Here is a 19,503-nt window from a genome sequence, read left to right on the forward strand (position 1 = left end):
GCTACCTCGCCGCACGGTCGAGGAGTTCCTTGAAAAACTCGACTCGCCGGACCAGGCTATGTGGCAGTTGATTTCCAAAGCGCAGCGATTCTTGGAATTCAGGTAGCGTGAAAAGCTCTTTCGTTCTCTCCTGGATGAACCACGAGTTTCGTGTGAGCTTACTGATCTCCCAATCTCGCACGGCTATCATTTGTGCTTCGTAGACGGCGACTGAGATTCGCTTTGATGGAGCGTTCCTCTCCGGCTGCCATCGACGGAATAGAAGATCTCCAAAAGCTGCTCTGCACTTGTTGAAAGACGACAGGAAGTCTGTTTTGCACCACTCAATCTCCTGCGGCGTCGAGTGATTCTTCCGAGCCAGGGTGTTTGTCAGGGCATGAGCCATCGACCTGCGGTAAGCCAGGGGGTCGTCGACCAAAGTGAAGTAGCGCAATACGAGCTCGACGTCTCTCATTTCTCGGTAGATTGCACTGAAAGGGCCACTGTCAATTGCTGCTTGAAATGTGAGATCTTCTGAAAGCTCGACAGTTAGACGATTGAACGGTCCGGGGTGCACGGCGTTTCTCAACTCTTGGGCGTTCAGTGGCACGCCACCCGTGTTTAGTCGGGCAAATACCTCGTACTTCATATCGGGGTCCGAAAGGCGCCTGAGGATCACCGCACGGATTGTCCCCGTAGAGGTCAGAGATCGCTGAATGGCTGGGTCTAGATCTTGATATGTCTTTCCTTCCGCCTCTCGCAATACACCAAGCCCCCTAAGGGCGTAGTGCCCTTCGATGAATTCCACCAGGGCTGTTATTCTTTGTTTTCCGTCAATGACGGAATACTGGCCATAGTCTTCTTCATTGAGAAAAACCGCGGGGATGGGAATGTTCAACAGGAAGGATTCAATTAGTCGTGACTTCCTGTGGATATCCCACCTGTCGCGGCGCTCGAATTCTGGGAAGAGGTCCAGATTCCCCTCTCTGACGAGAGAAACAACAGACCATACGGTGAAGTCCATCGCATGGCTGATAAGGTCCCTTTGGTGGCGCTCCCAACGCTCACGCAGGTCACTATCAGGCTCGATGTCGGAAGAATTTACTTCGAGCTCTGCGGGACTCTCCTCGAAGATGTTGCCCTCTTCCTCGCTCATACGTGCCACGCTGCCTCGCTCTCAAGACTTGCTTAGGGCGTGCACTAGTCTGCCGTACCGAGGGGTGGGCCACGTGCCCTTCGCGGGCGGCGGAGCGGCTTTGGGCTGGAGCTGCTTTGGGGTGAGTGATCATGGCCCCGTAAGCTTCCGGCGCGTCGGGCAGTCTGTGGACCTGCCCGGTAAAGCACGACGTTGGGGCCATGATCTTCGAGGCTCGCCCCAAAGTGGCTGCGTAAAGCCGCGGAGCCGACCGCCCCAGCCACGGCTTACGCTTCTCTGGCATCAGGCGGCTAGTTGCTGGGCGCGCGGCACGGGCGCCGGCCGGGCTGGAGCGGGGCGGAGACTGGAGCGCAGGCCCGGCCGGGGGCCGTGCCGCGCGCGGTGAGCGGAGCGAGCCGCCTTGAACCCGTGAAGAAGGTTGTTACTCAGGGGTGGATGTGATGCGCCACAAGGGTGCGTCGTACTGCTCCGGACGGCTGTTGATGAGCAGTTGGCGCAGGTCCTCGCGTAGGGAGCCGTTGAGGTTCAGCGCCTCGGTGATGCGGCGGAACGTCGTGTGGGTAACTCCGCGGTTCAGGGCCTCGGCTTCGAACTGGTTGAGTTGGGACAGCACGGCTCCCGGGTCGAGCTGCACCGGAGGCTGGTCCTTGAGCCATGCGGCCTTGTTGCGCTCGTAGTCGATTTCCGAGTAGCCGCAGATCTCACGGCTGTGTGCCTCTGCCTCGTCCAGGGTGGCGGTCGTCAGGATGGCGCGGGCCAGCTGGTTACGGCTCAGTGCCTCGTCCAGGTCGACCTCATGGACGGTGGGGCCTTCGTCGGTGAGGGGGACTGGGAGGCCGGCGTCTCGCATCTCGCATGTGCCGCGTACGCCTCGGGCTGTCGCTGCCAGCATTCCGGTTGCCTCGGACGGGTGCCACTCCAGGACCGAGCTGATCGGCTCGACGTCCTTCGCGGTGAAGGTGTGGACGAGCGGGCCAAGCATGTTGTGCAGTTCGTCGAGAGGCAGTTCACCGTCAAGTCCGGGGCCTGCCACCAGGAGGCGGATCGTTGCGTTCACTTGGCAGCACGCGGCGAGCGTGACGGCGTCGGCAAGCGGGCTCTTCAGCGTCGGCTCATCGCCGCGGGCGAGGATGTCTCCGCCTACGTCCAGGAGGTCGATCGACTCGGGTGACAAGTGGTCAACCAGGTCTTCGAGTTGATGCGTGATGCCCTCGACCCCGTGGCGCGGGTCGATCAGCGCGATCGTGTGCGGGAGCTCCGTCGCGAGTCGGGGGAGGGTGGAGCCTGCCGGAGCGATCGGGCGGGCCTCGGCCGGCACTGCCCGGACAGCTGGGGTGAGCGGCTTGAGGCCAGTGAAGTTATCTGGGCCTCGGGGGCCTGGTACTGGGTCGATCAGGAGACGGTCCCACGCGTACGTGAGGATCACCGCCTGGTCCTCGTCGCCATAGAGGGCGGCGTGAAGCATTGCGGCGGCGACTGCGTCGCCCCCTCCTCCTGCTGCGACGATCAACCGCATCATGCGGTTCAGCCTACGGGGTACGGGGTTGACCACTCACCCTATAGTGGCTAGAGGCCATAGCCACTTGTATCGAGAATCGGCCTCAGGCCGGTAGCGGGGTTCCCGACTACTCACCTGGAGCCCACGTTGGGTGAGGAGGACTGATGCCACAGATCGAGGAGGCTCAGCCGAAGTATCTCCAGATCGCGCACTACATCCGCGATCAGATTCTTCGGGGTGACCTGCGGCCGGGGGACGAGGTCCCGTCTGAGCGGCAGTTGGCGGCGGACTGGAAGGTCTCCCGACCCACGGCTGCACGGTCGTTGGAGGCGCTGAGCCACCAAGGGCTCGTCGAGAAGCGTCAGGGGTCGGGTACGTACGTGCGGAGCCTGGAGGTCAACCGGCGAGCACGTGAGTTGTACGGGCGGGCTCGGCAGACCGGCAAGATCTACACGCCCGGTGAGTACGCGGTGATCACCTCGACCGGTTGGATGGAGGCGCCGGCTCACGTTGCTGAGGGGTTGGGCCTGGTCAAGGATCGACGGGCTGTGCATCGGCGGCGCGTGACCAATAACCAGGACGGGCCGATCACGCTGTCCACCTCGTGGTTTGCTCCGGAGGTCGGCCACCGTGCGCCGAAGCTGCTTGAGCCGGAGCGCATCCAAGAGGGAACGCTCATGTACGTCGAGAACATGACGGGGCGGCAGGGCAGTTACGCGGAAGATCGCATGTGTGCGAGGGATGCCACGGAGGAAGAAGCCGTGGACCTCCAACTGGAGCCTGGCTCGGCCGTCCTGATCGTCCACCACGTCGTCTTCGACCTCCAGGACCGGCCGTTGGAGTTCGCCGAAGCCACGTACCCGCCGCATCGCTGGGCTTTCGAGCAGGGCTACCCGCTCACCTGAGGGTGCGGTGAGGTCCCGCTAGTTACGGCGAACGGGTTGCGGAGTAGAAGTGGCTAATGCCACTATCCAGAAAGTGGCTAAGGCCACTTGAACGGGAAGGGGGCACGGGTGACGAGTCAGCGGCCGGACGAGGATGCGCGGTTAGCTTGCCGGGGTTGTCGTGGGCGCGGTTGGAAGCGCGTCGGCTCCCGTACGGCTCTGGCGCTCTCCACGGCCAACGATCGCCACCGTGTCACATCGAAACGGCGCTGCCTCGACTGTGACGGCAGCGGCAAGGAGTGAGCGCGGATGGCCTACACGATCGACCGCTTTCCTTCTGAGGAGTGGCCGCGACTCGGTGCCATGACTTTGCACCCAGTCGCGGAGTCCGTGCCTCGGGCTCGGTACTGGTTCCGGAAGTTCCTCGCCCCGTACAACCCGTCCTGCTCGATCGACGACTGCGCGCTGATGATTTCCGAGCTGGTGACCAACGCCATTCTCTATGGGCGGGCGGATGAGTCCTGGGTGGTGCGCGTTGAGTGGTTTCGCGTGGAGACGACACTTCGGATCGAGGTGCACAACCCGGGCTTCCCTGCGAACGTTCAGATGCGGCGGCCAGACGCCAACGACGCCCACGGTCGCGGCCTGCTCCTGGTCGACTCCATCGCCGAGTCGTGGCACTCCGGGCCTAGCCGCTTCGGTGGGACGATGGTCTCCTGCGACGTGGCCGGCGCGTGGCCGTCCAGCGAGGGCTTCACTCCGATCCTGTTCTGACGCTCCAGTTGTCGCTAGTCTGGTTGACCAGTTGACTTGGCCAATCCCGACAGGCGGCGTTCATGGCGTATGAAGTGGCGGCACCGAAGTACGTGCGCCTAGCTCAGACGATCCAGCGCCGCATCGAGGACGGCACGTACCCGCCCGGCACCCGGGTGCCCAGCGAAAACCAGTTGGTGCAAGCCTTCGGGATGTCCCGTCCCACCGTCGTACGGGCGCTGGAACTGCTGAAGCGCGACGGCTGGCTGGAGTCCCGGCAGGGGTACGGCACGATCGTCCGGGGCAGGCCGGAGGTCGTGGAGCAGAAGGGCCGGCGGGGACTGGAGGCCCTGGAGCGCGACGAGTCGCGGGCCTCGGGGCGCCTGGTTGAAGTCGGTGAAGTCCCTGTTCCGGCCCGGGTCGCCTCTGCGCTCGGGCTCCCGAAGCGGGCCGAGGTCGTCATGCGTCGCTTTCTGGTGGAGGAGGACGGCGAAGCGGTCGAGTTGGTCTCGTCGTACTTTCCCGCCGGCCTCGTCGAGGGCACCGAGTTGGCGAGTGGAGAAGCTCTGAGCGGCAGTGTCCGCGAGCACGTGGAGGCCCGGCAGAAGGTCCGCTTCGACCATGTGACGGAGCGAGTCTCGGCTCGGCTGCCGGAGAGTGGCGAAGCCGAACTTCTGGGCGGCTTGCCGGACGGCACGCCTGTGCTCAGCGTCTTGGTCATTGCGTGCGATGCCTCCGGGCGGGCGCTGCAAGTCTCTGAAGTGCTGCTGCCTGCTGATCTGCATGAACTCGAAGACACCTATCGCTTGAACTGACGCCTGGTCCAGGCGAGTTCACCCGAAACTCCACTTGACAAGTCAACCTGTCATCCGTAGCTTCGAACTTGCTAAGTCAACTTGTCAGGTGGCGAGTTGGTCGCCTCAGAAGGAGAAATCTCTGTGCGTGTGATCCGCATTGACGCCTCGACCGCCACGATCCTGCTCACCGAAGCTCCGGCGCCGAAGGTGCGCGACCGGCAGACCGGCGAGATCGCCAAGGACGCGATGAGCGGCGAGGCACTGATGACGATCGGCGTGGTCTACATCGAGGAGGGGGAGTCGTCGCTGATCAAGGTCACGGTTCCTGAGAGCGGGGTCTCTGAAGGGCTGACGCTCGGGGCTCCGGTCGCGCTGCCGGGGCTGGTGGCTCGTCCGTGGGAGAGCGTGTTCAACGGCCAGCAGCGGCACGGCATCGCGTTCCGGGCCACCGCCGTGGCTCCGGGCGCCTTCCCGATGGCTGAGGCGGGCTGATCGACGTGACCGACCTGGTGACGTGGGCCGAGCTGGGCGGATCGCTTGCTGCGATAGGCGGCGCGGCCTACGCCCGGCACGCCCACCCGGCCGCGTACTGGTCAACGGTCGGGCTGCCGGTCTCGGTGGCCCGGCTGCTGGCCTCGTACTCCTCGACCATGGATGCGTGCGGTCTGACGGTCGAGCCGTCCCGGTGGCGGGCACTGGCCGTCAAGGCGACCACTCGCCGTGAAATCCGTCCGGTGCCCCCTCGGCGGGGCATGATCCGGCCCACCTCGACCGGTCTGCGGCTCCGGCTGCGGCTGGCTCCGGGGCAGGAACCTGCGGACGTGGCGGCCTCGGCCGAACGGCTGCGCCATGCCTGGGGCGTTCACGCCGTGTACGTCCGGGACGTGAAGCCCGGAGTCGTGGAACTGCGGCTCGTCGGCTTCGACGTTCTGCGGAAGGTGCGGATGCCTCGACGAACCGTCTCAGGTCCGTTGCAAGTGCCGGTGGCTCTGCGAGAAGACGCCACCGCCTTTGTACGGGACTACCGGGCCGTCCCTCACGAACTCGTGCTCGGCGCCACGCTGTCGGGCAAGTCCATGTTCCTGCGGAGCCTGATTGCCGCACTGGCCGCTCAGTCGGTGGCGCTCGTGGGGATCGACTGCAAGCGCGGGGTGGAGCTGGCGCCGTTCGCGCCCCGGCTCTCCGGGCTGGCGACGGACCCGGAGCAGGCTTCCGAGCTGCTGCCCGTGCTGGTCAAGGAAATGGAGGACCGCTACGACCTGATCAAGGCCCGGCAGGGCATCGCACCAGGTACCCCGGACGAGGAGATCACCTCGGACATCTGGGGCCTGCCTGAGGACGAACGTCCCGCGCCCATCGTGCTGTTCGTCGACGAGGTGGCCGAACTGTTTCTCGTCGCCACAAGGAAGGAGGAAGAGCGGCGAGACGAGATGGTCACTCAGCTCATCCGCCTCGCCCAACTCGGCCGCGCGGCCGGCATCTACCTGGAGGTCTGCGGCCAGCGTTTCGGAGCCGAGCTCGGCAAGGGCGCGACCATGCTCCGGGCCCAACTCACCGGTCGGGTCTGCCACCGCGTCAACGACGAAGCCTCCGCCAAGATGGCGCTCGGCGACATCGCCCCTGAAGCGGTCTACGCGGCCTGCTCCATCGCCGCCGAGCTGCCCGGCCTCGCGGTCGTCGGCGACACATCCGGCGGCTGGTCCCGCATCCGTACCCCGTACCTGTCCCTCGCCGAAGCTGCGGCCACCTGCCGCGAGACGGCACACCTCGCCCCAGACGTACCAGCGCTCACGCCCTTCCGGCCGTATGTCCCGCCCGTGCCAGTGAAGGAGCCCAAGCCCGTGGCCGCTCCTGCGCCGGTCATCGAGTAACCACCCCGATCCCACGGTCGGCGCGGCCGTCTCGCGCCAAGTCCCTACCCCGCCCATGCCTGGAACCGAAAGGAGTCGCGCCGTGCGCACCCTGCCTGTCCGCGTTGACGCCGTGCTCGTTCAAGCAGTGATCGCCGCCGCGCTGTCCTTCGCCCACCTGCACGACCTGGCCGCAGCGGCCGGACAGGACGGCTGGAAGGCGTGGGCCTATCCGGTCTCCGTCGATCTGCTGTTGGTGGCTGCCTGGCGGCGGCTCCGTTCCGGTGAGGCGAAAGCGGCCGGGTGGTGCTGGTTCCTCGTTGCCCTGATCGCCTCCCTCGGCGCCAATGTCGCCACCGCCGGACTGCTGGACCTCGACCGCGTACCGGCCTGGCTGCGCATTCTCGTCGCGGGCTGGCCCGCGGTCGCCTTCCTGGGCGGCACGCTCCTTGCCCACGGATCGCCGAAGTCGATCGAGACTCCGGCGACGACACCCGAGCCGCCCTCGACGGACACGGAATCCGAACCCACCCCCGTAGAAGTCGAACCGCCCTCAGCAGCGGCCGTACTGCCCGCCGCCGAACCGGGGCCAGCTCCGACGTCTCCGATACCGCCCGCGCTCGTCGCCCTGGCCCGCAAGGTCGCCGACGAACACCGCGCCCGGACCGGAACCGACATCGACACCTCGACACTTCGCGCCCGGCTCGGTGTCCCGATGCCGCTCGCCGAAGCCATCGCTACCCAACTCACCTGACCCGGAGGACTTTCCCCCTTGCGCCCGTCCACGCTCCGCGCGCTGAAGCGCGCCGCCGAGCTGACCCGACAGAACCGCCTCACCGAAGCCGTGCTGATCGCAGAGCCCGTGATCCTCGCCGCCGACAGCTACGAGGGCGACGAGATCTTGCGCTGGCTGGCCGACCACGTCACCGACTTCACCGGCGAGACCGACAAGGAGAGGCCCTGATGTCCGCCAACCGCCGTTTCCGCCGCGTCGTCCGCATCGGCCCCGTCCAGGTCGCCACCTACTACGACGGCCGGGGCCGCGAGAAGCACACCGCCGCCTGCACGGCTCCGCGCTGCGGCTTCTCCACCGACTACGACAGCCGCGCCGCCGCCGAGCTGGCCGCGCGCACCCACCGCTGCCGCGTCCGCTGAGGAGCTCCCGTGACCGTCTCGCTGCCGCTCGTCTTCGTCCTGGGCGTCATCGCCTGGGCCGCGATCAAGTTCCTCGGCATCCGCCTCTGGGTCGCCGTCGTGATCGCGCTGTTCGGCTTCTGGCTCTCGCACACCATCCTCGCCCCGGCCATCGAGTCCGGCACCCGCTCCGGAGTCGACGTCGTCAACGGCACCCACGAATGACACCCCGACCGACAAGGAGTCCCGCGATGTTCCGCCCCAAGCTGCCCGACACCCCGCACGTCCCGAGCATCACCACCCACATCCCGCAGGACGGCGCCCCGGCTCCCTCCGCCGGCCGCTCGGTTGCCCCGTTCGTGGGGGTCGGCGCCGGTGCGGTCGCCGCGGTGGTGGTCGTCGGCGTCGTCCTCACCGCGCTCCTGGCGGCGGTCGCCGTCTCGGCCGTGTCCGTGGCCATCGCCGCCGTGGTCCTGCGCTCCCTCGTCACCGGCGCGAACAAGCGCTGACCGGCCGCCGGGGCGGCAAACGCCGCCAAGCATCCCGCCGCCCCGGGGCCGTCCCTCCCAACCGCCGAAACAGCCGAAAGGAAGACCCATCATCACCCGGCAGACTCCGCCCCCGCTGGCGGAACTCTCCATGCTGGCCTCCCTCGGCACCATGCCCGAGCTGGCCCGCCAACTCTCCGGCCTGGGTGGCTGCACGAACCCCGTGCGCCTCGACGGCCACCGCACCGAGTACGCGGTTGACCGGACGACCGGAGAGATCGGGCGCGTCCTCCAGCACCTCGACTCGTCCTCCCTGCCCGCCGGAAGTCTCCTCGTCCGCTGCAACAACCGTCGTGCCACCCGCTGCGCGGCCTGCGCGGAGGTCTACCGCCGAGACACCTTCCATCTGATCACCGCCGGACTCCGTGGCGGCAAGGGCACCGCCGAACAGGTCGGAACGCACCCGCGTGTCTTCGCCACCCTCACCGCGCCGAGCTTCGGCCCGGTCCACAACCGCCCCTCCAGCGGGCGGCCCTGCCGCTGCGGTGCCCGGCACGACGAGACAGACCCGGCCCTCGGTACGCCCCTCGATCCGGACACGTACGACTACCAAGCGGCCGTGCTCTGGAACGCCCACGCCGGAGCCCTCTGGCGGCGCTTCTCCATCTACCTGCGCCGTGAGATCGCCAAGCGCGCCGGACTCACCCAACGCGCGTTTCGGCATCACGCACGCGTCTCCTTCGCCAAGGTCGCCGAGTATCAGAAGCGAGGCGCCGTCCACTTCCACGCGGTCATCCGCCTCGACGGCCCGGAGGGCGGCGACACGGCCCCTCCGGCTTGGGCGTCTGCCGAGCTGCTGACCGAAGCGATCCATGCCGCCGTCACCGCCACACGCGTCAACGGACCGCATGTCGACGGCCGCGCCCACACCTTCACCTTCGGCCGCCAACTCGACGTACGCACCATCCGCTCGGCCGACTTCGACGGCGGCCAGGAACTGACCGAACGGGCCGTCGCCGCATACATCGCCAAGTACGCCACCAAAGGCGCCGAGACAGCGACCGGCACCCTGGACCGGCCCATCCGCTTCCTCGCCGAACTGGCACAGGCCCGGCTCAACGGCCACGCCCGCCGCATGATCCGAACGGCCTGGACCCTCGGCGCACGCAAGGACCTCGAACACCTCCGCCTGCGCGCCTGGGCCCACATGCTCGGCTTCCGCGGCCACTTCTCCACCAAGTCCCGCCGCTACTCCACCACCCTCGGCGCCCTCCGCGACGCCCGCGCCGAATGGCGCCGCGCCAAAGCCGCCACGGCCGCTCCCCAGGACGGCGAAACCACGCTCGTCCTCGCTCACTGGGTCTTCGCCGGAACCGGCCTCAGCACCGGCGAAGCCTGGCTTGCCGCATCCCTCGAACCCGCGCCCGGAACGGAAGGAGAACCGACATGGACGCCCGTCGCGACGAGCTGATGACCGTTCGCCAAGTCCTGGACGAGCTCGGCGGTGTCTCCCGTCGGACGTTCTACCGCTGGCGAGAACTGGGGTACGGGCCGGCCGCATTCAAGCTGCCCAACGGAGAGCTGCGGGTTTGGCGGAGTGACTTCAACACATGGCTGCGGCAGCTGGAGGAGGCGGCGTGAAGTCTCTCGATGTGAAGGTCTGGGGAGTCCGCAAGCGGGACACCAAAACGCCCTCGTACGGTGTCCGCTGGTCCGTCGCAGGCGGTGTGTTCTCGGATTCCTTCCGCACTAAGGCGCTCGCAGACCACTACCGCACGAAGCTCATGCGCGCGATGCGTGAGGGCGAGGAGTTCGACACGGAGTCGGGACTTCCGGCCTCGATGGAAGAGAAGAAGTCGGCCGTGTCGTGGTACGCCTTCGCTCTCAGGTACCTCGCCATGAAATGGCCTCATACCGCCCCCAACACACGGGACGGCATCAACGAAGCCCTCACCAGCGTGACGCTGGAACTCCTCGACGAGCGCGCCGGACGACCGTCCGACGAGGAAATCCGCAGAGCACTGCGCAACTGGGCCTTCGTGCTGCCGGGGCCCGATGACCGGGAAGTCCCGGACGACGTACGGAACGTTCTCCACTGGGTGTCCAAGGCGTCCCGGCCGCTCGCCGATCTCGCTGAGGCGGCCACGGCTCGCACGGTCCTCGACTCGCTAAAGCTCAAGCTCGACGGCACGGCGGCAGCGGCGGAGACAGTGCGGCGTAAGCGGCGGACACTCGTCAACGCCGCGAACTACGCCGTCGACCTGGGGGAGCTGCGGGAGAACCCCATCACGGCTGTCCGCTGGCAGAAGCCGAAGGTGTCCAACCAGGTCGACCCGCGGGTTGTCGCCAATCCGGAGCAGGCACGGAACCTCCTGGCGGCGGTTTCCTACGTGGGCGGGTACCGGCGTGCTCGTGGGCGTCGCCTCGTGGGTCTGTTCGCCGCCATGTACTTCGGTGGCCTGCGGCCGGCGGAAGCGGTCGGCATCGTCGAGACGGACCTTAAGCTGCCCGAGCAGGGCTGGGGCTCGGCGCTGCTCCACCGGACCCGTCCATCCGTCGGCAAGCAGTGGACCGACTCAGGGGAGACCCATGACGACCGCGGGCTGAAGAACCGGCCGACCGAGGACGTCAGGCGGGTGCCCATCCCGCCCCACCTCGTCGCCGTGCTCCGCGAGCACCTGGCCACCTTCGGCACGGCGGACGACGGACGGCTCTTCTTCAGCGAGAAGGGCTCGGTCGTCCCGTCGTCGACCTACTACCGCGTGTAGCAGGAAGCTCGGCTCCTCGCGCTGCCGCCGGCCGTCGCGGCCTCGCCGCTCGCGAGTCGGCCGTACGACCTCCGGCACTCGGCGCTGTCGACGTGGCTCAACGCCGGTGTCGACCCCACCGAGGCGGCCGGGCGCGCCGGCAACAGCGTGGAGGTCCTGCTGACCCGCTACGCCAAGTGCCTCGACGGACGGCAAGACGTCGCCAACCGGCGTATTGAGGATCTGTTGCGCGAGTACGAGTGATCGCAGACGACGGTAGCTCCGATGCCCCCGGACTTGTTCCGGGGGCATCGGCATGCCTTGGCCGAGAGGGGCGTTCCTGTCCTCAGGAATTCCGCGCCGGTGGCTCTGGGGTGTATGTCGGGCCGGGCCATGAAGTAAGGCCGGCTTCCATCACTCGTTCAGAGGCGCCTCTCATGCGCATTACGCGCATGATGCCCAGAGTTGACCACGACTAGTTGCGTCTACTTACAGGGGTAAAGGATCATGCCGACGTTTGTTGCGCTGCTGAACTGGACCGACCAGGGAGTCCGCGGCTACAAGGACACCCCGCAACGCGCCGAAGCCTTCACGGCAGCGGCTCAGAAGCTCGGGGTGAAGGTCCTGAACCTCTTCTGGACCGTCGGCCCGTACGACCTCGTGGCTGTCGTGGAGGCGCCCGACGACGAGACTGCCACCGCAGTGCTCCTACAGGTCGGCGCGTTGGGCAACGTCCGTAGCACGACCCTCCGAGCCTTCGGCCGGGAGGAGATGGACCGCATCATCGCCAAAGCCACCGGCTGAGGGACTTCCACGTCGAGGTTCTGTTGGTACGAGTGACACGCTCAAGGCGGCATGACCTGCGCTTACGTCCCAAGATCCCGTCCACGCCTCGTCCACAGCCCCCGACATACGCCCGCTCCGGGCCGCACACGCCTGCACATACGCGAAGACCCCGTCTCAGCGAAAGCGCTGATGGCGGGGTCTTTGGACACCTCATACAAGGTGCCCCCGGCAGGATTCGAACCTGCGCACACGGCTCCGGAGGCCGTTGCTCTATCCCCTGAGCTACGGGGGCGTGTTCGTCGCGTTGCTCGCGGCGACGGGTAGAACACTACCAGCTCCCTCGGGGTGGTCATGAACGGGTTTCCGCTGTCGGGGGCGGGGATGCGGGGCGCTCGTGCGGGGTGGAAGTGGGGAAAACCCGGACGCGATGGCCGGGTCCGACCTACTCTCGAGTTGTGCCAGGCGCGTCGGGTCGGGTGCTTGTTGTGGACGACAACAAGGTCATCCGGCAGTTGATCAGGGTCAACCTCGAGCTGGAGGGGCTGGAGGTCGTGACCGCGGCCGATGGTGCCGAATGTCTTGATGTCGTTCATCAGGTGCGGCCCGATGTCGTGACCCTCGATGTCGTCATGCCCCGGCTGGACGGGCTGCGGACCGCCGCTCGCCTGAGGGCCGATCCGCGGACCCGGGACATGCCCCTCGCCATCGTCAGCGCCTGCGGCCATCACGAGGTCGAGGCCGGACTCGAAGTGGGCGTCGACGCCTTCCTCGCCAAGCCCTTCGATCCCGCCGAACTGGTCCGCATGGTGCGGCAGTTGGTCGAGCGGGCCCGGGGCGGGGGGCGGCAGCGCGGCGGTGGCCCCGACGCCGGCGGCGGTGCCCAGGCCAAGGAAGTTGATCAACCCGCCGTACCGTAGGCGAGTGGCCCGTGCGAGACCCCTTGAACAGGGGGTCGCGTCCACATCCCGGACCGTACGGAAACCGGCTCGCATACCCACCCCCTTCCTCCCATACGCTTGTCCCGTGACCCCCGTCGAGCTCTCCCGCACCGTGCTGCACGCCGTGCGCCGTGCTGTCGACGAGGGTGAGCTCAGCGTGACCGTGCCGGAGCGGGCCGTGGTCACTCCGCCGGGGCCCGGGGGGTGTGGCGACTACGCCACGAACATCGCCCTCCAACTGGCCCGCGCGGCAGGGCGGCCGCCGCGCGACGTGGCCGAGATCCTGCGGGCGCGGCTCCTCGACGAGCGATCGTTCACCGATGTCGTCGTCACCGGGCCCGGCTTCCTCAACCTCAGCCTGCAGAGCACCGCCTCCGCCGGCCTCGTCGAGGAGATCCTGCGGCGCGGGCGGCGGTACGGGCACGCCACCACCGGGTTCAGCGGGACCGCCGTCCGGCTCCGGTGCCCGGCGGAGGTGCGCGCCGTCGTGGTCGCGGACGCCGTGACCCGTGTGCTGCGCAGCCAGGGGGACTTCGTCCGTGTCGAGTGCGACGGCCGGCCCGCCCCGGAGTGGGAGTCCGTCCTCGGGGCGGACGTCACCACCCGCGGGCCACGTCTCATCGCCGATCGGTCCCTCGCCGTCCGCCCCGTCCCCGCCCCCGCCGACCCCCTGCCCCTCGGCAGGGACGCCGCCCGCTGGGCCTTGCTGCACCCCGCCGCCCACGACCGGCCCCGGATCCCCGGAGATCACCTCGTCCAGCGGGAGACCAACCCCCTCTTCCGCGTCCGGTACGCCCACGCCCGCACCCGGGCCCTCCTGCGCAACGCCGCCGACCTCGGCTTCCACCCCGAGCCCGGTCCCGTGAGCGAAGCGGAAGCGCTGACCGCCGTACTCGGCGACCACCCCCGCGTCCTGGCCGCCACGGCCGCGCAGCACGCCCCCGACCGTCTGGCCCGGCACCTCATCGCCGTCGCCGATGCCGCAATGCCCCTGCTGCCCGCCGTGTTGCCCCTCGGTGAGGAGAAACCCTCGGCCGCCCACCGTGCCCGGCTCGCGCTCGCCGAAGCCGCCGGGACGGTGCTGGCCGGCGGCCTGTCCCTGCTCGGCATCGACGCTCCCGACCATCTCTGAGAGACACGAACAGATCATGAGCCGTTCCGCACACCCCGCCGGGCCCCGTCACGCCGATGTCCTCCCCGAGGGCCACTACTCCGCCCCGCCCGCCGACCTCAACGCGCTGGACCCCAAGGTGTGGGCCCAGACCGTGACGCGCGACGGCGACGGAGTCGTGACCGTGGGCGGCATCCCCGTCACCCGGCTCGCCGAGGAGTTCGGCACCCCCGCCTACGTCCTGGACGAGGCCGACTTCCGGGCCCGCGCGCGTGCCTGGCGCACCGCCTTCGGGGCCGACGCCGACGTCTTCTACGCCGGCAAGGCGTTCCTCTCCCGCGCCGTCGTGCGCTGGCTCGACGAGGAGGGGCTGAACGTGGACGTCTGCTCCGGCGGCGAGCTGGCCACCGCCCTCTCCGCCGGCATGCCCGCCGACCGCATCGCCTTCCACGGCAACAACAAGTCCGTCGACGAGATCACCCGGGCCGTCGAGGCCGGAGTCGGGCACATCGTCCTCGACTCCTTCCAGGAGATCGTCCGCGTCGCCCACATCGCGCAGAGCCTCGGCACGCGGCAGAAGGTCCTCATCCGCATCACCGTCGGCGTCGAGGCCCACACCCACGAGTTCATCGCCACGGCCCACGAGGACCAGAAGTTCGGCATCCCGCTGGCCGGCGGGCAGGCCGCCGAGGCCGTACGCCGGGCCCTGAAGCTCGACGGGCTCGAGCTGGTCGGCATCCACAGCCACATCGGGTCGCAGATCTTCGACATGTCCGGGTTCGAGGTCGCCGCCCACCGGGTGGTCGGGCTGCTCAAGGACATCCGCGACGAGCACGGCGTCGAGCTGCCCGAGATCGACCTCGGCGGCGGCCTCGGCATCGCGTACACCAGCGACGACGACCCCCGTGAGCCGCATGAGATCGCCAAGGCGCTCACCGAGATCGTCACCAGGGAGTGCGAGGCCGCCAAGCTGCGCACGCCGCGCATCTCCGTCGAGCCGGGGCGCGCCATCGTCGGCCCGACGGCCTTCACGCTCTACGAGGTCGGCACCATCAAGCCCCTCGACGGGCTGCGGACCTACGTCTCCGTCGACGGCGGCATGTCGGACAACATCCGCACCGCGCTGTACGACGCCGAGTACAGCGTCGCGCTGGTCTCCCGCACCTCCGACGCCCAGCCGATGCTCGCCCGCGTCGTCGGCAAGCACTGCGAGAGCGGGGACATCGTGGTCAAGGACGCGTTCCTGCCGTCCGACCTGGCACCGGGTGACCTCATCGCCGTACCGGCCACCGGCGCGTACTGCCGGTCCATGGCCAGCAACTACAACCACGTGCTCCGCCCGCCGGTCGTCGCCGTCGACGGCGGTGAGGCGCGGGTGATCGTCCGCCGCGAGACGGAGGAGGACCTGCTGCGTCTCGACGTCGGCTGAAAAGAAGCGAGAAAAGGCGGAAAGTGGCAGGCGGCGGAAGATCTCCTGTCTTCCGCCCCCGCGAAAATGAAATAGACGTCTCACGATCCGGACTGGGGGCAGAAACTCCCGTCCGGTGAGTGAGACTGGTTCCACCGTAGACGGTAATGAGGAAACGAGGTCGGATGATGCGTACGCGTCCGCTGAAGGTGGCGCTGCTGGGCTGTGGAGTGGTCGGCTCAGAGGTGGCGCGCATCATGACGACGCACGCCGACGACCTCACGGCCCGGATCGGGGCCCCGGTGGAACTCGCGGGTGTGGCCGTACGGCGCCCGGACAGGGTGCGCGAGGGCATCGCCCCCGAGCTCGTCACCACCGACGCCATGGCCCTCGTCAAACGCGGCGACATCGACGTGGTGGTCGAGGTCATCGGCGGCATCGAGCCCGCGCGCGGCCTCATCACCACCGCCTTCGAGCACGGCGCCTCCGTCGTCTCCGCCAACAAGGCGCTGCTCGCGCAGGACGGGGCAGCCCTGCACGCCGTCGCCGAGCAGCACGACAAGGACCTCTACTACGAGGCCGCCGTCGCAGGTGCCATCCCGCTGATCCGGCCGCTGCGCGAGTCCCTCGCCGGCGACAAGATCAACCGTGTGATGGGCATCGTCAACGGCACGACGAACTTCATCCTCGACAAGATGGACTCCACCGGTGCCGGCTACCAGGAGGCCCTCGACGAGGCCACCGCCCTGGGCTACGCGGAGGCCGACCCGACCGCCGACGTCGAGGGCTTCGACGCCGCCGCCAAGGCCGCGATCCTCGCCGGCATCTCCTTCCACACGCGCGTGCGCCTCGACGACGTCTACCGCGAGGGCATGACCGAGGTGACCGCGGCCGACTTCGCCTCCGCGAGGGAGATGGGCTGCACCATCAAGCTGCTCGCCATCTGCGAGCGAGCGGCCGACGGGGCGTCCGTCACCGCGCGCGTGCACCCGGCCATGATCCCGCTGAGCCACCCGCTGGCCTCCGTCCGCGGCGCCTACAACGCCGTGTTCGTCGAGTCCGACGCCGCCGGGCAGCTCATGTTCTACGGCCCCGGCGCGGGCGGTTCCCCGACGGCCTCCGCCGTGCTCGGCGACCTCGTCGCCGTCTGCCGCAACCGGCTCAGCGGCTCGACCGGACCGGGCGAGTCCGCCTACGCAGCGCTGCCGGTGTCCCCGATGGGCGACGTCGTCACGCGCTACCACATCAGCCTCGACGTGGCCGACAAACCGGGTGTTCTCGCCCAGGTCGCGACCGTCTTCGCCGAGCACGGAGTCTCGATCGATACGGTTCGCCAGTCGGGGAAGGACGGCGAGGCCTCCCTCGTCGTCGTCACGCACCGCGCGTCCGACGCCGCCCTCACCGGGACGGTCGAGGCGTTGCGCAAGCTCGACACCGTGCGTGGTGTCGCCAGCATCATGCGGGTTGAAGGAGAGTAACCAGCAATGACCCACCAGTGGCGCGGAATCATCGAGGAGTACCGGGACCGGCTGCCCGTCTCCGACAGCACGCCGGTCGTGACGCTCCGTGAGGGCGGTACGCCGCTCGTGCCCGCGCAGGTGCTCTCCGAGCGCACGGGCTGCGAGGTCCACCTCAAGGTGGAGGGCGCGAACCCGACCGGGTCCTTCAAGGACCGCGGCATGACCATGGCCATCACGCGGGCCAAGGAGGAGGGCGCGCAGGCCGTCATCTGCGCCTCCACCGGCAACACGTCGGCCTCCGCCGCCGCGTACGCGGTGCGCGCCGGGATGGTCTGCGCCGTGCTCGTGCCGCAGGGCAAGATCGCGCTCGGCAAGATGGGCCAGGCCCTCGTGCACGGCGCGAAGATCCTCCAGGTCGACGGCAACTTCGACGACTGCCTCACGCTCGCGCGCGGCCTGAGCGACAACTACCCGGTGGCGCTGGTCAATTCGGTCAACCCGGTACGGATCGAGGGCCAGAAGACGGCCGCGTTCGAGATCGTGGACATGCTCGGCGACGCGCCCGACATCCACGTCCTGCCGGTCGGCAACGCGGGCAACATCACGGCCTATTGGAAGGGCTACACGGAGTACGCCGCCGACGGTGTGGCGACCCGGACCCCGCGGATGTGGGGCTTCCAGGCCTCCGGCAGTGCCCCGATCGTGCGCGGCGAGGTCGTCAAGGACCCGTCGACCATCGCCACGGCCATCCGCATCGGCAACCCGGCCTCCTGGCAGTACGCGCTCGCCGCGCGGGACGAGTCGGGCGGCTTCATCGACGAGGTGACGGACCGTGAGATCCTGCGCGCCTACCGGCTGTTGGCGTCGCAGGAGGGTGTCTTCGTCGAGCCGGCGTCCGCCGCGTCCGTCGCCGGTCTGCTGAAGGCCGCCGAGCAGGGCAAGGTCGACCCGGGGCAGCGGATCGTGTGCACCGTCACCGGCAATGGGCTGAAGGACCCCGACTGGGCCGTCGCCGGTGCCCCGCAGCCGGTCACCGTACCCGTCGACGCGGCGGCCGCCGCGGAGCGCCTCGGCCTGGCCTGACGTGCGGCAACGCACCGAGCGCCGGTGCAACGCCGGACACGGTCCGGCGTAAGACGGCGCTTGCCCGGGGACATTCCCTACGGGGGGTGCACAGGGGGCTTACGACACGCATCGTGCGCCTCCTGTGCGCCCTATGTCGCCACAGAACCTTCCTTCGATAGGCTGTACTGAACCCGCCCGCCGCATATGCCTCCGCATGGAGCACGGCGCCGCGCCGTCTCCGCGGCCGGGACAGCGGCCGGCCCTCGCGGTCGGCAGCGGCCCCCAGGGTTCTCGTACGCCATCGAATGTCCACTGAACGTCATTCGACAATCACGCAGCTCAAGGAGAGTCATCGAGCGATGGCCGGTCCAGCGTTCCGCGCCGCCGCCGTCCGGGTGCGCGTCCCCGCCACCAGCGCCAACCTCGGCCCGGGCTTCGACGCCCTCGGCCTCGCGCTGGGCTTGTACGACGACGTGGTCGTCCGGGTGGCCGACTCCGGGCTGCACATCGACATCGCGGGTGAGGGAAGCGAGACGCTCCCGCGCGACGAGCAGCACCTCCTCGTCCGTTCCCTGCGCACCGCCTTCGACCTGCTGGGCGGACAGCCGCGCGGTCTGGAAATCGTCTGCGCCAACCGCATTCCGCACGGCCGGGGCCTCGGCTCCTCCTCGGCCGCCATCTGCGCCGGGATCGTCGCCGCCCGCGCCGTGACCATAGGGGCAGACGCCAAGCTCGACGACACCGCGCTGCTGGAACTCGCCACCGAGATCGAGGGCCACCCCGACAACGTCGCGGCGTGCCTGCTCGGCGGCTTCACACTGTCCTGGATGGAGGGCGGCGCCGCCCGCGCGATCAGGATGGACCCCGCCGATTCCATCGTTCCGGTGGTTTTCGTCCCCGGAAAGCCCGTACTCACCGAGACGGCGCGCGGCCTGCTCCCGCGCACCGTGCCGCACGTCGACGCGGCCACCAACGCCGGCCGGGCCGCCCTGCTCGTCGAAGCCATGACGCGCCGCCCCGAGCTGCTGCTGCCGGCCACCGAGGACCGTCTGCACCAGGAGTACCGCGCGCCGGCCATGCCCGAGAGCGCGGCACTGGTGGAGCGGCTGCGGGGCGACGGCATCCCCGCGGTCATCTCCGGGGCCGGACCGACGGTCATGGCACTGGCCGACGCGGCGTCCGCCGACAAGGTCGAGGCCCTGGCGGGCGCGGACTGGGCCGCGAACCGGCTGCCTCTCGATCAGCAGGGCGCGAGTGTTTTGCCGCTCGCGGCCTCCGGTGACATCTAAAAGCGCGCGGTTGCCGGATTTCGAGAGGGGGAATGTTTGTTGGATCCGGTAGTGTTAACCTCAAGTCTGCACCCGACCCCACCATGGCGAGGTGCCTCGTGTCCCCGTCCGGGACAGACATTCTTCCGGGAGCCCCCCAAGCCGCACTGTGTTTTGTACG

Annotated in this window: 21 protein-coding genes, 1 tRNA gene and 1 pseudogene; 20 read left to right on the forward strand and 3 right to left on the reverse strand. The window is 68.5% G+C overall.

What is annotated here, in order from left to right; genetic code table 11:
• Nucleotide 1: 1 nt before the first annotated feature.
• On the reverse strand, nucleotides 2-1,135 hold the full coding sequence (locus AB0G20_RS16415; protein WP_361302112.1) for a DUF262 domain-containing protein: 1,134 nt from the start codon (nucleotides 1,133-1,135) through the stop codon (nucleotides 2-4).
• Between the two features lie 421 nt (nucleotides 1,136-1,556).
• The gene (locus AB0G20_RS16420) at nucleotides 1,557-2,654 is read right to left on the reverse strand and encodes a DUF1152 domain-containing protein (RefSeq protein ID WP_361302115.1); all 1,098 of its coding nucleotides are present in this window, start codon (nucleotides 2,652-2,654) and stop codon (nucleotides 1,557-1,559) included.
• Between the two features lie 143 nt (nucleotides 2,655-2,797).
• On the opposite strand from AB0G20_RS16420, the gene AB0G20_RS16425 reads away from it, so the two are divergent.
• The 14 genes and pseudogenes from AB0G20_RS16425 (at nucleotide 2,798) to AB0G20_RS16490 (ending at nucleotide 12,090) form a co-directional block, all read left to right on the forward strand.
• Nucleotides 2,798-3,538 (forward strand): GntR family transcriptional regulator, encoded by a 741-nt coding sequence (locus AB0G20_RS16425; RefSeq protein WP_086560777.1) that lies wholly within the window; start codon nucleotides 2,798-2,800, stop codon nucleotides 3,536-3,538.
• Between the two features lie 288 nt (nucleotides 3,539-3,826).
• Nucleotides 3,827-4,291 (forward strand): ATP-binding protein, encoded by a 465-nt coding sequence (locus AB0G20_RS16430; protein WP_361302118.1) that lies wholly within the window; start codon nucleotides 3,827-3,829, stop codon nucleotides 4,289-4,291.
• A gap of 62 nt (nucleotides 4,292-4,353) precedes the next feature.
• The gene (locus AB0G20_RS16435) at nucleotides 4,354-5,085 is read left to right on the forward strand and encodes a GntR family transcriptional regulator (protein ID WP_361302121.1); all 732 of its coding nucleotides are present in this window, start codon (nucleotides 4,354-4,356) and stop codon (nucleotides 5,083-5,085) included.
• Nucleotides 5,086-5,208: 123 nt separating this feature from the next.
• Nucleotides 5,209-5,559, forward strand: coding sequence for a hypothetical protein (locus tag AB0G20_RS16440; RefSeq protein WP_030868207.1), 351 nt, complete (start codon nucleotides 5,209-5,211; stop codon nucleotides 5,557-5,559).
• A 5-nt stretch (nucleotides 5,560-5,564) separates the two neighbouring features.
• A complete protein-coding gene (locus tag AB0G20_RS16445) occupies nucleotides 5,565-6,938 on the forward strand; it encodes an FtsK/SpoIIIE domain-containing protein (RefSeq protein ID WP_361302124.1) in 1,374 nt (457 codons plus the stop codon).
• 55 nt (nucleotides 6,939-6,993) lie between these two features.
• A complete protein-coding gene (locus AB0G20_RS16450; protein ID WP_361302127.1) occupies nucleotides 6,994-7,671 on the forward strand; it encodes a DUF2637 domain-containing protein in 678 nt (225 codons plus the stop codon).
• 18 nt (nucleotides 7,672-7,689) lie between these two features.
• Nucleotides 7,690-7,881: a hypothetical protein gene (locus AB0G20_RS16455; protein WP_352368452.1), complete on the forward strand. Its 192-nt coding sequence runs from the start codon at nucleotides 7,690-7,692 to the stop codon at nucleotides 7,879-7,881.
• On the forward strand, nucleotides 7,881-8,072 hold the full coding sequence (locus tag AB0G20_RS16460) for a mobile element transfer protein (RefSeq protein ID WP_030868218.1): 192 nt from the start codon (nucleotides 7,881-7,883) through the stop codon (nucleotides 8,070-8,072). Before AB0G20_RS16455 ends, AB0G20_RS16460 begins: the two co-directional genes overlap by 1 nt.
• 9 nt (nucleotides 8,073-8,081) lie before the next feature.
• Nucleotides 8,082-8,276 (forward strand): hypothetical protein, encoded by a 195-nt coding sequence (locus AB0G20_RS16465; protein ID WP_030246370.1) that lies wholly within the window; start codon nucleotides 8,082-8,084, stop codon nucleotides 8,274-8,276.
• Nucleotides 8,277-8,302: 26 nt separating this feature from the next.
• Entirely contained in the window at nucleotides 8,303-8,560 is a 258-nt protein-coding gene (locus tag AB0G20_RS16470; protein WP_361302132.1) for a SpdD protein, read from the forward strand.
• Nucleotides 8,561-8,690: 130 nt separating this feature from the next.
• On the forward strand, nucleotides 8,691-10,010 hold the full coding sequence (locus tag AB0G20_RS16475) for a replication initiator (protein ID WP_361302135.1): 1,320 nt from the start codon (nucleotides 8,691-8,693) through the stop codon (nucleotides 10,008-10,010).
• Nucleotides 9,986-10,180 (forward strand): helix-turn-helix domain-containing protein, encoded by a 195-nt coding sequence (locus AB0G20_RS16480; protein ID WP_030246378.1) that lies wholly within the window; start codon nucleotides 9,986-9,988, stop codon nucleotides 10,178-10,180. The genes AB0G20_RS16475 and AB0G20_RS16480 overlap by 25 nt, the downstream gene beginning before the upstream one ends.
• Nucleotides 10,177-11,550 (forward strand): annotated as a pseudogene (locus tag AB0G20_RS16485) (site-specific integrase). Before AB0G20_RS16480 ends, AB0G20_RS16485 begins: the two are co-directional and overlap by 4 nt.
• 243 nt (nucleotides 11,551-11,793) lie before the next feature.
• Nucleotides 11,794-12,090: a GYD domain-containing protein gene (locus AB0G20_RS16490; RefSeq protein WP_150483021.1), complete on the forward strand. Its 297-nt coding sequence runs from the start codon at nucleotides 11,794-11,796 to the stop codon at nucleotides 12,088-12,090.
• A gap of 202 nt (nucleotides 12,091-12,292) precedes the next feature.
• On the opposite strand, the gene AB0G20_RS16495 is transcribed toward AB0G20_RS16490, so the two are convergent.
• A tRNA-Arg gene (locus AB0G20_RS16495) sits at nucleotides 12,293-12,364 on the reverse strand.
• 115 nt (nucleotides 12,365-12,479) lie between these two features.
• On the opposite strand from AB0G20_RS16495, the gene AB0G20_RS16500 reads away from it, so the two are divergent.
• The 6 genes from AB0G20_RS16500 to thrB all read left to right on the forward strand — a co-directional run bounded on the left by AB0G20_RS16500 (nucleotide 12,480) and on the right by thrB (nucleotide 19,343).
• Nucleotides 12,480-12,989, forward strand: a complete 510-nt coding sequence (locus AB0G20_RS16500) for a response regulator (RefSeq protein ID WP_361302139.1) — start codon at nucleotides 12,480-12,482, stop codon at nucleotides 12,987-12,989.
• A 106-nt stretch (nucleotides 12,990-13,095) separates the two neighbouring features.
• Nucleotides 13,096-14,142 carry an ArgS-related anticodon-binding protein NrtL gene (gene nrtL, locus AB0G20_RS16505; RefSeq protein ID WP_361302142.1) on the forward strand — a complete coding sequence of 349 codons (1,047 nt, stop codon included), beginning with the start codon at nucleotides 13,096-13,098 and terminating at the stop codon, nucleotides 14,140-14,142.
• A 16-nt stretch (nucleotides 14,143-14,158) separates the two neighbouring features.
• Nucleotides 14,159-15,550, forward strand: coding sequence for a diaminopimelate decarboxylase (gene lysA / locus AB0G20_RS16510; protein WP_361302145.1), 1,392 nt, complete (start codon nucleotides 14,159-14,161; stop codon nucleotides 15,548-15,550).
• 167 nt (nucleotides 15,551-15,717) lie between these two features.
• Nucleotides 15,718-17,007, forward strand: coding sequence for a homoserine dehydrogenase (locus tag AB0G20_RS16515; RefSeq protein WP_361302439.1), 1,290 nt, complete (start codon nucleotides 15,718-15,720; stop codon nucleotides 17,005-17,007).
• A gap of 6 nt (nucleotides 17,008-17,013) precedes the next feature.
• Nucleotides 17,014-18,072 carry a threonine synthase gene (gene thrC, locus AB0G20_RS16520; RefSeq protein ID WP_361302148.1) on the forward strand — a complete coding sequence of 353 codons (1,059 nt, stop codon included), beginning with the start codon at nucleotides 17,014-17,016 and terminating at the stop codon, nucleotides 18,070-18,072.
• 341 nt (nucleotides 18,073-18,413) lie between these two features.
• Complete coding sequence (thrB, locus tag AB0G20_RS16525; protein ID WP_361302151.1) at nucleotides 18,414-19,343, forward strand: homoserine kinase; 930 nt, start codon at nucleotides 18,414-18,416, stop codon at nucleotides 19,341-19,343.
• Nucleotides 19,344-19,503: the final 160 nt, after the last annotated feature.

The sequence above is a fragment of the Streptomyces sp. NPDC024017 genome, from assembly GCF_040638895.1.
Taxonomy (GTDB): domain Bacteria; phylum Actinomycetota; class Actinomycetes; order Streptomycetales; family Streptomycetaceae; genus Streptomyces.